A 12,662-nucleotide genomic window follows, 5' to 3' on the forward strand; every position below is an offset into this window, starting at 1 on the left:
TTTGTTTGTATAAGCATTATTGAGTTTTTATCTATATCGTGATTAGGGCATATTTTAGAAAAACGAGACCTAAAACTGAGTTTTAGAGTACATATAACTGTAGTTTAATCGGATTAATCAAAAATTTGACCTGAAAAGCAATTCATTTATAGATAAAGTATCAATAGTCTCTAAATAAAAATTCTATAGAGGAGAGTGAAATGAAGAGGCCAAATCGCGTATTTGCACCGATTATAATTGCAGGTATTACTGTAGGTTTTTTGGCGAGTGCGTACAAATTTGTTGTTGCGAAATCAAATACAGCCAAAGAAAAACCAATTGAAAATACTCAAAAAGTATCTTCTACAGAAGCCGCTAATTCTTCAGATCATCATGCTTAGTGTTATTTAGCAATCGGCTTAATGTGTTAAGTGAACTAAACAAATTGAGCCGCGGCTTGAGCCGAAGACCATGCCCATTGGAAGTTATACCCTCCCAAATGACCTGTTACATCGAGTACTTCACCGATAAAATATAAGCCTTTCTGCTTTTTACTTTCCATGGTTTTTGAAGAAACTTCGCTGGTGTCTACGCCACCTAATGTGACTTCAGCAGTACGATATCCTTCAGTTCCAGATGGCTTAACAGAAAAGGCGTGCAATTGATCAGCAATTTGCTCTAGTTGTAAATCGCTAAAATTGCCAATCGCAGTTTCACTTTGTTCTGCCCAAATTAGTCGTTGTAGCTCAAGCACGATACTTTTCGCCGTGAATTCACTGAGCAAAGTTCTGAGCAGAACTTTGGGTTGCGACTTTTTCTTTTCCTTAAAGAATTGAACTAAATCTTGGCTCGGAAAAAAATCAATTTTAAAGCTTTCACCCACATGCCAATAATTTGAGAGCTGTAATGAACTTGGTCCACTTAAGCCTCGATGAGTAAATAACAAAGCTTCAGTAAATTGATGGCGATCATTCACCAGTGTTGCATCTAAAGCATTACCACTTAAGCGTGTTGTGACTTCTTTAAAATGGTCCGAAAAGGTGAAGGGGACTAGACCCGCACGGGTAGGAAAAACATGGTGTCCAAACTGTTGAGCAAGTTCATATCCAAAACCAGAGCCTCCTAGTGTTGGAATAGATAAGCCACCAGTCGCCACAACGAGAGATTCACAGTGATAAGTGCCTTGATTGGTTTCAATGATAAAACCTGAATCTGTTTGTGCTGTTATGCTTTGTACTTCGCAATGGGTCTGAATCTGAACCCGTTTCGCTTTATTGCACTCTGCAAGTAAAAGTTCGAGGATTTCTTTTGCACCTTTGATTGTAAATAGCTGACCGTGTTTACGTTCTTCATATTCAATACCATATTCGCAGACCAAACCAATAAAATCCCAGTTGGTGTAACGAGTGAGTGCTGAAATAACAAAGTGTGGATTTTCAGAAATATAATTTGAAGGTTCAACATCTAGGTTAGTGAAGTTACACTTGCCACCACCAGACATTAGAATTTTTTTACCTACTTTATTGGCTTTTTCTAATACGACAACGGAACGTCCACGTTTACCAGCCTCTGCAGCCAACATCAAGCCTGATGCACCTGCACCTAAAACAACAACATCAACTTGATGAACCATGAGGATTACTCGGTAGACGAAAAGCGAGCGATTATAAAAGATTTAAGCGAAGTTTAGTACGCACAATTCATAATGCCCAAATTATTTGTAATCGATATGAAGATCTCTGTGGTTTACATTATTGGATACAAAAAATGTACAGTTTTTTTAAAAATGATCTTTAGCGTAATAAAAAATGAGCATGTGCTGATGTAAAATAAAATTAAGATTTCAGTCTCTATTTGATATTAAATTTTGATATTTTTCAGATAATTTTGTTGTTTCTTGCGGCGGTCTGATGTTGTGGGGATGAATATGTAGAGGCATTCTTTTTGTTTTTTTAATAGCACTCTATAGCCAGTCAAAGCTACAAATTTATTTTGGGGTGCGTTATGGTGGGTATGAAGGTTTTACAAATATTTGATTTGTTGAAATTACAGTGTACTTATTCTACAAAAATCACGATCGCAATTTTATTGTGCATATTCAATATTTCTGTTGCAAATGCTGCTTATCAGCGTGGATACCTGAATTTAGGTTTTGAAACGCCGACCATTGCGACAGGAAGTAATGTTTGCCGTGTCTATATTAGTAGCACACGTGTACCTGGTTGGTTAACTACACACCCATATGGAAATGAGGGCTTCAGTGGCACATGTTCAATCTCAACCAATGGTTCAGGGCAACTGATGGAAATGTGGGCTGGCTCAAGAAATATTGATGGTACCAACACCATCAAAGCACGGGAAGGCAATCAATTTGTCGAGTTAAATGCAGATGCTGTTTCTACTATTTCTCAAAATATCTGTTTAGTGAATGGTGAGTCTGTATCTTGGAAATTTAGTCATAATGGGCGTAATACTGCTAACGATACGATGTTGTTGCGTGCTGGAGCTCAAACGATCACAACGGTATCGACAAATAAAACTGGGGATGGGCTAGTCACGAGTTGCATGTCAGGCACGTGTTCTGTATCCAGTGGTTCTGGATCAGGTGTAGGACCAACAACGGGTTCTACAATTACACGTTGGGCAGACTAAAGTGGAACATTTACCTATACAGGCGCAACAGGGCAAGTGCCAATGGGATTCCACTCGACTTCAGGAACAAGCACTAGCGGAAATTTTTTAGATGCGATACAAATTATTGTAAAACCTATTATTGAGTTTAGCTCAGCCAATTATGTTGTGCCTGAAAATGGCGGTATAGTGCAGCCGCTTAATGTTATTGTGGTCGGTGATGTACCGAGTGGGGGTATTTCATTAGTCTTTAATGTGAATGATGGCACAGCCCAATTAGGTGTCGATTATAAAATTAATGGTGGGGCTGCAAACACTTTTACCAAGACGATACCACAAGGCAATTACGGTGCGGGGACCCCTTATGTTCTTGAGGTTCCAGTCGAAATTATTAATGATTTGGTGAATGAGGTTGACGATACATTTAATGTAACCATCAATCAAAGTAACGATTTTCATATTATGTCATCAAATGATTGCGGAGCATCTGGTAACGGTGTCGCAAACTATGTAATTAAAGATGATGATCTGCCGACAGATATGGATTTGAAAGTAGAGAAGAAACAAAGAATAGGTACTTCTGGAAGCTTTGTAGCTGATTCATTGACGATGAATGTAGGAGATACCATTCAGTATCAATTGGTCATTAGTAATAAAGGTGAAAATGCAGTCAGTGATACGAGTCGGGCAAACTTCAGTGATGTAATACCAAGTAATTTCAATACACTTTCTATACTCAGCACAACGAAAGCAAATGGTGCGGTCACTTGTAGTGCAAGCTTTTCAGGCAATAATTTAAGTGGGCAGTTTAGTGGTCCCAAAGGTGCAACTTGTACGCTTATTATTCAAGCTAGAGCAAATAGCGCAGGGATCATCACCAATACTGCGACAGTGAGTGTACCATCTGCCAACACTGAAATTTTCCCATCTGATAATAGTAGTAGTGTGCAAATTGCTATTGCAAAAGCTTTAATTACACTCACAAAATCAACAATAGGTGGCTTAGGTACTTTCGGTTTTACACTAACTGGTACAAGCCAAACTTCAGGTTCGATTACAACATTGACTCAGGGTGAAGAATATCAGGTTGATGGTGATACGACGCTGACTGGTGTGCAACCTTTTGTCGTCACAGGAACAGGTAGCATAACGATTAATGAAAGTAGTCTACCTACTGGCGGGGGATGGAGTTTAACAGGTGCCAGTTGTCGTAACACAGCGGGCAACTCTGTCGGTAGCCGAGCAGGATCGGTTTATACTCTAACAGCAGCCGATATTAGCAATAATCCAAATTTAAACTGTAACTTTGTAAATACCAAACTTCCAACGGTAAAGATTCAGAAAATTTCTCAGGGAGGAACGGGAACATTCGATTTTGCGAATACTAATTTATCCAGTAATTCCAGTAATGTTGCGACAAGTTTACAAGGATCACCTAATATTGGAACGGGGACATCGCCTGTTTTAACGGTATTGAATAATGCAACAGATGTTGTTATTAGAGAGTCATCAATTGCGACGGGTTATGCACTAAAATCTGCGAGTTGTGTTGATTCAAATAGTTTGATCACAGGGAATATTGGTACATTTGGTAATTTCAGTACCGATAGAATCACGATTCCTTACACCTATTTAATTACTGGTGGTGCTGACATTACGTGTACTTTTATTAATAGTAAGCCTAGTTTGATTATTAAAAAAATTAGCCGTGGTGGATTGGGTAAGTTTGATTTTACTGGCAATAATGGTATCGCAAATCATTCAATTACGACTACAGCTCAAGATACTGAAACTGTGGGGGAAACACAGTATTTTACTACCCCAAATCCATCAACAGATGTTGTTATTAATGAAACAAATATTCCAACAGGTTTCCGTCTAACCAATGCAGTTTGCACAGGATTGCCAGCTAGTTCAGTTACTACGAATTATACCAATGCAACAGTTACATTAAATAAAAGTGGTATCGTTTCTGGCGCTGAAATCGTATGTACCTTAACCAATACGCTCACGACTTTAACATTGATAAAAAAATGGGATAACGCAGTCGCTGGTGATAGTGTAATCGTCAATAGTGTTGGTTTTGATACCAATGCGACCACAGCAGTTTCTGTTGCTGATCAGACAGGCGAAAATACCACGACGGGAACACCTGTGATTCTGATGCCAAATATGGTCGGAAAAACGGGCACAATTTTTGAGGCATTTAGCAAAGGTGATGTAGCAGATTATAATAGTACCTTGATTTGTACAGGCAATAACACAGCTTTAAATGGTAATAAATTAACGATTCACAGTGATGATGCAGCAATTGTTTGTACATTAACCAACAGCCGAAAAAAACTGGTTTTAATTACGGGGCGTGTGTTTAATGATAATGGGGGTAATATCAATAACAGTATTACAAATGCCTATAATGCACTTCAAGATGCCAATGAATCAGGTATTGCAGGCAGTAGCCTGAAGCTCGCAAATTGCTCTGGGGTAGAACTTAATGTTGTGACCATCAGTAATAGTAATGGCGATTATAGTTTTAAAGTAGAAGACAGTGTTTTAACGAATCCATTTTGTATTGTGCAAACAAATTTGCCTGAATATAGCTCGGTGAGTGGTTCGAGTCCAACGGGAAGTTATAACCGAAGTACGGATACGATTTCACACCCTAAAACAACCGCAACCAGTTATCCAAATAATAATTTTGGTGATGCAAATCTGAATATCGTACTGACTGAAGACGGGCAACACACCATAGCTTCTGGAGAGGTCACAGATTATCCACATCGTCTCAATTCACAAGCTCCAGTACAAATTACTCAGTTCAATCAGTTGTCTACCCAACAACCCAATAGTGGTAATGACCAAGTTTGGCAAGCTTTGGTTTATAAAGATACGAACTGTAATGGGAATGTGGATACTGGTGAAACCATATTTAATCCAACCGTAGCGAATCCATATACATTACAACCCAACGTAGATTTTTGTTTGGTTCAACGTGTTCATTCACCTACAAATGTCATGGCAGGCGCACAGCATGTTTCGACCTTAGAGGCAAGTTATAGTGTGATCTTGGCAAATCCAACACAGACAATTACGGGTCAATCAACTAAACGACAAGATGTCACATTGATTGGTAAAGCGGGTCTTAGCTTAACTAAAAAGGTACGCGCAGTTGCCAGTTGTCCTTCAACGTCGGCTGATCAAAACCAATTTGCTGTAACGAATCAAGCAAATAAGGTCGACTATTTAGAGTATGAAATCACCTATAAAAATAATAGTACCAAGATGCTGAATAATGTGAAAATTAAGGATAGTTTACCTATAGCCACCAGTTTCGGTAGTATGAGTTGCAATTCAACACCGAATGGTAATACGTGTAATATCAATCATGTCGGAGATGCATTAGAGTGGAATTTAACTGGCATATTAAATCCCGCAGCGACAGGAACTGTGAGGTTTTGTGTAAATCAATAACATCAATCTAGGTTGAATGATAAAAATGATTTTGGTGATTTATGTTTGAAAACGGCCTTGTAGCCCACCTGTATGAATCGCCAAAATCCGTGTATTTGCTGGAAAGTGGTTCTGTTGAATTAAATCAAACAGTCCCATCATCATCTTAGCGGTATATACCTGTTCCAATGGAATTGTATATTGCTGTTCAAATTGCTGCATAAATTGTAGTAGTTCATCGGTAGTTTTCGCATAACCCCCACAACAATAGGCATCGGTTAATGTCCAATTGGTTTTAGTGGTCCACTGTTGAATATTGTGTTGTAAAAAATCACCTTTCAACGCCGAAAAGCCTAAAACCTGCTGTTGTTCTGAACTGCTTTCAATCAGTCCTGCAATTGTTCCACCAGTTCCAACGGCACAGCAAATCACATCATAATTTTCTCTATCTTCAGATGTGAGAATTTCTTGAGTACCCTGAATTGCAAGTGTATTTGTTCCACCTTCTGGAATTATAAAGGCTTGAGGATATTGCCCTTGTAATTGCTGTAAATACTCCGATTCATGACGCAGACGATATTCAGCTCGACTGACAAAATGAAGCTGCATCCCGAAGTCCTGCGCCGTTTGTAGCGTTGGATTCAAATCTTGTGTGCTAAGTTCTTCTCCGCGAATGATGCCAATACTTTGAAAACCAACGAGCTGTGCTGCATAAGCTGTTGCTGCAATATGGTTGGAATAAGCCCCACCAAAGGTGAGAATTTGACGTAAACCTTGTTGTTGGGCTGCGGAAAAATTGTATTTGAGTTTGAAGAACTTATTGCCTGAAATCTGTGGATGAATCAGGTCAAGGCGTTTAATTGTCAGTTGAATTGAGCAAGGAAGTGCTAATGTTTGATAAGGTGTATCAAAGGCAATGTGATCAAACATTTGAGATCATTAAAAATAAATTGAATCCTATTGTAAGTGTATTCGATTGTGAAAGTCAGTATTGTTCTTCGAACCTCGTTTATCTTGGTCAGTATTGGAATGGCTAAATTACTTTATGCATGATTCGATTTAGTCCAATCTAATTCGCTTATGTTTTAACTACTTTCCGATAACATTTGCCGTAGATGAGTTTCAAAAGTTTAAGTGTCGATCACTTGGCTTATGCTTTGTGTGGTTTAGGTAAAATCTAGGCAATAAGGTACTTTGAGATCAGATTACAGTGTTAAATATAAGCCTAAATTGATTGTGAATAAAAAATAGCAGTAGGTGAAAGATGCAAGGCTTTGTAAAGCGTTTTGCGAGAGGGCTAAAACATCGCCCATACTTATCAGCAACCTTTGGTTTAGGTCTCGTGATTTATGCAGTTTTGCATTTTTTCACCCATTGGCAATGGGCAACTTGTTTGCAAATAGGCTGGAATATTGCCATTTGGTTATATTTATTTCTGACCTTAAAAATGATGTGGCACTTAGATGCAGTACATATTTTACAAAGAGCCAAACAACAAGATGCAGGCAAATGGGTCATTCTAAATGTTGTGTTGATTGCGATTGTGATTTGTTTTATTTCGATTGTGGTGCAATTAAGTCATGTCCCAAAAGACCAAACTTTTTTAAAAGGATTTCTAATTTTATTGACCATCGGGACTATTTTTTCAACATGGCTGTTGCTGCATACTTTATTTGCGATTCACTATGCGCATGATTATTATCTTGCCAAAAGTCAGCAAAAGAATCCGGGTTTAGATTTTCCAAAAACCGATCAACCTGATTATCTGGATTTTATTTATTTTAGTTATATTATCGGCACTTCTGCACAAACGGCAGATGTTTCCATTACCAGTTCTGAATTGAGGCATCTGAATATTTTTCATTGTGTCTTGGCTTTTATTTTTAATACCATGATTTTAGCCATCGCAATCAATGTCGCAGCCAGTTTGATTGGATTATAATTAATAACTTATTTTTATTAATTAAACTAAAATTCATTATTTTTATTTTTGATTAGTATCGTCTATTTTAAAAGCTAGATGACATCGCAAGGATAAAAACATGACCACTCAGCATCAAGTGAATCAACAGCAATATCAGGATAAATCGCAAGCTTATTTAAACAGTCAAGTGCATGCACAAGGCATCGAGTTTCAGAAGATGCAACAACTGATACAGTCTCATCAATTCCTAAAAGTCTTAGATTTGGGCTGTGGTGGAGGGCATGTAACTTATCAGGTGGCAGCATTGGTCGATGAAGTGATTGCTTATGATTTAACCCCGTCAATGGTCGAAGTCGTATCGACTCAAGCCAAACAACGAGGTTTTGAAAACGTGATTGCCCAACAGGGTGCAGCGGAAAAATTGCCTTTTGTAGATCAATATTTTGACTGTGTGATCACGCGTTATTCAGCGCATCATTGGCAGAGTGTTGCTCAGGCAATGCATGAAATTTATCGTGTATTAACTCAATGCGGCAAAGTTATTATTCTTGATATTTTAGGAAATTCAAATCCTGTGATTGATACTTTTTTTTAGACCATTGAAATGATTCGAGATCCGAGTCATGTCAGAAATTATAGTTTAGAAGAATGGATGCATTTCGCTGAATCTACAGGCTTTAAAGTTGAAACCGTTGCAAAGCAACGTTTGGATTTAGATTTCCAAAGTTGGACAGAACGGATGCAAACGCCTGAATATGCCATTACCACCATACGTAATTTACAGAACAAAGCATCAGAGCAGGTGCAACGATATTATCAAATCAAAGCCGATGGTTCATTTAGCAGTGATGTTGCTTATATCGTTTTATCAAAATAAGGTTAAAAACCATAGGGCAGCAATCTGCCCTATGATTTTTTAAAACTTAGTGAAAGACTGCTTCCAAAGCATTTAAGCCGACTTTAGGATCAAGTAAACCATTGTAAATCTCTGGAATTTCACGCTCGACACCTAAGAGTTGATAAATGGCAATCATGGCACAACGTACTGAATATTCCACAGTGAAAACCACATCATCTTCAAGCTCTACGAATTGACCTAAGAAAGCAAAGTTGACCGCATTTTCTGGAATCACCAATGGGCGATCACCTGCTTTACGACATGCAAATAGGGCAGAGGCATAAGGCATCATTACTGTGCTAATGTCAGTATGTGCCAACACATGATCCAAGATATCATCGAAACCAAGTTGATGAATTAACTCAATTAAAATCTCTTGACCCGTCGCTTCACTCATTGGTTTTTTAATGTAATCACCGATATGGTCAATCTCAAAACCATAGCCCCATAAGGTGAATTTACCTTCTGGTAAGTCAGTAAAATGCGGTTGTGCAGGAACGACCACAGACAAATGCCAACCAGATTCAAACCAAGTCATCAATGCACCTGTACCGGGTTCATTTCCTGTGTAATCAATAATCCGTTTTAGCAGCACATCATCATGCATAGTGAGCGTAAAAGATTTCCATTTATGCTCATCAATGTTGCCATAGAAGGTCATTGGGCGACCAAAATCAGGGGCTTTTTGAGCCAATGTTTCCCACAAACGCCAGCCATGATCTTGTCGGTCACGAATCAGCTCAGGAACATCGAATTTATCGCCATAGCGTGAATCAGCCGTAATCGAACCTAAAGTAAAGAGCGCAAGATCATGCTCACCCAGTTGAATTTGTTCAGTGCCTTCTGGAATGTTGACATAAAGTTGAGTCGCTTTACGTTCCTTCGTTTGGGCATCTTCGACAAAGTCTGCATCTGTGACATAACTACCAAAACGAACATCAACACCTTGTTCCACCAACCAACGTTGTAGGGGATGAATCATTGAATCATATTGATTGTATTTGGTTCGTTTTACGCCTGCTAAGGTATGGATGCGTGGTAATTCTTGAATGAAACGTAAAAAATAACGGCGTAATTCTGCTGCGCTATGCCATTTTTGAAAGGCAAACGTGGTTCGCCACATCCGCCAAAAATTGCTTTGGAAAAATGCATCATCAAAAAATTCATCAATACGGCGGCTACCGATACGATCTTCTTTTAATGCCAGTAGACGTAACATTTGAGCACGGTTGAGCGTTGATAATCCTAATTTTTTAGCTTCTGCAATAATATGATTTGAGTCGATCAAACGTGCTTGAGCATTGGTTTTGACTTGTTCATTGAACTCACGACATTCTTCACGGACAGAAATGTCTGGGTTTTCTAATGATGGAATGCTTGAAAATAAATCCCAAGTACACAGATAAGTCTCATCGGTCAGCATCCGCCCACCACGTGTGACCCATGCTTGATTTGGATTGAGTGGATTATGCCCACCATCCATAGAACCACCTGAAACATTCAGCTCTTCTAAAATATGGATATGTTCGGCTGGCACTTTAGCATCACGAATCGCAAAAGCAGCCGCGGCCATACCTGCAATGCCGCCGCCAACAATCCAAAGATGTGATTTAGAGCGATCTAATGTTTTCAGTCTTTTATTTTGCATCTAATGCGCCTCGTTTGTAGTTCTAAAGAAAATTAAAGCCATAATTTTATTATGGGATTTTATGTTTTAAAAATATATGAAAGTTCTGCTAAAAAACGATGATAAATTTTTATCATAAAAATACTTTAATAGAAAAAATGGATACACAACAAAATCTTAATATTCCTGTGTTATGTTTTAACTATTTGATATTGAAATTAAATTGAGTTTTTACTCTATTTTATTGTTTTAGAAAATTATTAGTTTGATCAAACAAGAGATTAATTTTTCCGTTGATGTCAAAAAATTGTATCTTCTGTCGTGGTTTTTTAAGTAAAATAATAGTTGAAAATTACTTTAATTCAGAGGCTCACTTGGAATCATTATTGATTTTAGGCTCTATTACTTTGGCATTAATGTTAGGTGCTATTAGTCCTGGCCCTACATTTATTTATGTTGCCAAAAACTCAATTGCGATTTCACGTAAACATGGCTTATTTACTGCGCTTGGTACAGGCACAGGGGCAGCATTATTTGGTTTGCTTGCAGTGATGGGGCTACAAGCAATTTTGTTGGCTGTGCCTTCTGCCTATATCGCTTTGAAAGTTTTTGGTGGTCTGTACTTGTTTTGGCTGGCGTTTAAAATCATTAAACATGCTAAAGAACCCATGGAAGCCATGAATGGTACTGTGAAGACCATGAGCTATGCACAGGCTTTTCGTTTAGGGCTGATTACCCAGCTTAGTAATCCGAAAATAGCGATTATCCTTGCCAGTATTTTTACTGCGTTATTACCGAAAGAAATCCCAACGTATTTTTATGTGGTATTGCCGATGCTATGCTTTTTTATTGATGCTGGTTGGTATTCTCTGGTTGCGGTGGCATTGTCTGCGGAAAAACCACGCCGTGTATATTTAAAGTTTAAGAAAGTATTTGATCGTGTTGCAGGTGGGGTAATGACCTTGCTTGGGTTGAAGTTGATCTTTGGGATGAAGTGATACCGTAAAAAAAGCGACTATGGAAGTCGCTTTTTTATTGCCTAGAATCAGCTCATTTGTCTTAATCTTTAAAATGCACTGGAACCCATTGATAGCTCTTTCCATCCGCAGAATAAATATGTCCAATGCCGGGGAAAGGTAAATGTGGTGCAGCAATGGTTTGTCCATTTTTAGCAAAATTAGCAAATTGCTTTAAACGAGTTTGAACTGCTTTTTTCGGATCAATATCATATTCAATCGCAGTTTTGGGTTTGTCAAATTGCACGGTATGAGAATGTACGATATCACCAATAAAGACTACAGATTCACCTTTGGTTTTTAGTGCATAACTAAAATGTCCCGGTGTATGTCCCGCCGTGTTAATGACTTTAAAGCCCTGAATGTCATCTCCGAGTTTATAGGTTTTAAAGCGTTGTTTGGTTTGGTATGGGGCAATGGCTTCCTTAATCTTTTCGACTGTCCCTAAGTAATTGGCTTGTTTCTCTTTTGGTAATTTTGCTGCTTGTTTGGGATCTAGCCAATAATTGGCTTCATCATTCGATACGTATACGGTTGCATTAGGAAAATTGACAACGCCATCTTTACTGATACCGCAAACATGGTCAGGGTGTAAATGCGTAAGTAAAATGGTATCGACCTGTTCAGGTTTGTAGCCCGAAGCAACCAGATTTTTTAGGATGGAGCCTAAATGTGGGCCAAAACAACTGGCTGCACCGCTATCGACTAGTACCAGTGATTTTCCTGTATTGACGAGGAACGCATTGATAGAGGTTTGTACGCCTTTATCTTGATCTGCATAGTATTTCTTCAAAATTTGTTGCACTTGTTGTTGAGAAATATCTTTAAATAAGTTTGGCGACATAAAGTTGGTGCCATCCAATAATGCAGTGATTTGTACATCACCCACTTGGTGTTGATAGTAGCCTGCAACCTGTTTTTGTTGTTCAATGACTGGCAGGGTTTTGCTTGTTTCTGCATGGATAAGGAATGGAAGGCTGCTTAAGAATGATGCTGAAAGGAGTAGGGCTGTTTTTTTCATAAGGTCATTAAAGTTATTAGAGAAACAACACTTTTAACATTAATTGCAACTTGACAGGGAGGATTTTCCAACAAAAAATCTGTCTGTGTAAGTGAGTTTTGTTCTGAGTTTCAAAA

7 protein-coding genes and 2 pseudogenes are annotated in these 12,662 nt (G+C 38.4%); 5 read left to right on the plus strand and 4 right to left on the minus strand.

The window, feature by feature from the left end; all coding sequences use genetic code 11:
* The first annotated feature begins 200 nt into the window (after positions 1-200).
* A complete protein-coding gene (locus ACN19N_RS03285) occupies positions 201-380 on the plus strand; it encodes a hypothetical protein (protein WP_004663725.1) in 180 nt (59 codons plus the stop codon).
* 35 nt (positions 381-415) lie between these two features.
* Here ACN19N_RS03285 and ACN19N_RS03290 read toward each other — a convergent pair whose 3' ends face one another.
* Positions 416-1,612, minus strand: coding sequence for an NAD(P)/FAD-dependent oxidoreductase (locus ACN19N_RS03290; RefSeq protein WP_420001957.1), 1,197 nt, complete (start codon positions 1,610-1,612; stop codon positions 416-418).
* A gap of 371 nt (positions 1,613-1,983) precedes the next feature.
* On the opposite strand from ACN19N_RS03290, the pseudogene ACN19N_RS03295 reads away from it, so the two are divergent.
* A pseudogene (locus ACN19N_RS03295) lies at positions 1,984-6,081 on the plus strand (hypothetical protein).
* A 39-nt stretch (positions 6,082-6,120) separates the two neighbouring features.
* On the opposite strand, the gene ACN19N_RS03300 reads toward ACN19N_RS03295, so the two are convergent.
* The gene (locus tag ACN19N_RS03300) at positions 6,121-6,990 is read right to left on the minus strand and encodes a 1-aminocyclopropane-1-carboxylate deaminase/D-cysteine desulfhydrase (protein ID WP_420001958.1); all 870 of its coding nucleotides are present in this window, start codon (positions 6,988-6,990) and stop codon (positions 6,121-6,123) included.
* Positions 6,991-7,324: 334 nt separating this feature from the next.
* On the opposite strand from ACN19N_RS03300, the gene ACN19N_RS03305 reads away from it, so the two are divergent.
* Both ACN19N_RS03305 and ACN19N_RS03310 read left to right on the plus strand, forming a co-directional pair.
* Positions 7,325-8,002: a DUF1345 domain-containing protein gene (locus tag ACN19N_RS03305; RefSeq protein WP_293745530.1), complete on the plus strand. Its 678-nt coding sequence runs from the start codon at positions 7,325-7,327 to the stop codon at positions 8,000-8,002.
* Between the two features lie 100 nt (positions 8,003-8,102).
* Positions 8,103-8,861 (plus strand): annotated as a pseudogene (locus tag ACN19N_RS03310) (class I SAM-dependent methyltransferase).
* A 46-nt stretch (positions 8,862-8,907) separates the two neighbouring features.
* On the opposite strand, the gene ACN19N_RS03315 reads toward ACN19N_RS03310, so the two are convergent.
* Positions 8,908-10,530, minus strand: coding sequence for an oleate hydratase (locus ACN19N_RS03315; RefSeq protein ID WP_420001959.1), 1,623 nt, complete (start codon positions 10,528-10,530; stop codon positions 8,908-8,910).
* Between the two features lie 353 nt (positions 10,531-10,883).
* On the opposite strand from ACN19N_RS03315, the gene ACN19N_RS03320 reads away from it, so the two are divergent.
* Positions 10,884-11,507, plus strand: a complete 624-nt coding sequence (locus ACN19N_RS03320) for a LysE family translocator (protein WP_420001960.1) — start codon at positions 10,884-10,886, stop codon at positions 11,505-11,507.
* 61 nt (positions 11,508-11,568) lie between these two features.
* Here the strand turns inward: ACN19N_RS03320 and ACN19N_RS03325 are convergent, their stop codons facing one another.
* The gene (locus tag ACN19N_RS03325) at positions 11,569-12,546 is read right to left on the minus strand and encodes an MBL fold metallo-hydrolase (protein ID WP_420001961.1); all 978 of its coding nucleotides are present in this window, start codon (positions 12,544-12,546) and stop codon (positions 11,569-11,571) included.
* Positions 12,547-12,662 lie beyond the last annotated feature (116 nt).

The organism is Acinetobacter sp. LF10 (assembly GCF_048585715.1).
In the GTDB taxonomy this organism is placed as follows: Bacteria; Pseudomonadota; Gammaproteobacteria; order Pseudomonadales; family Moraxellaceae; genus Acinetobacter.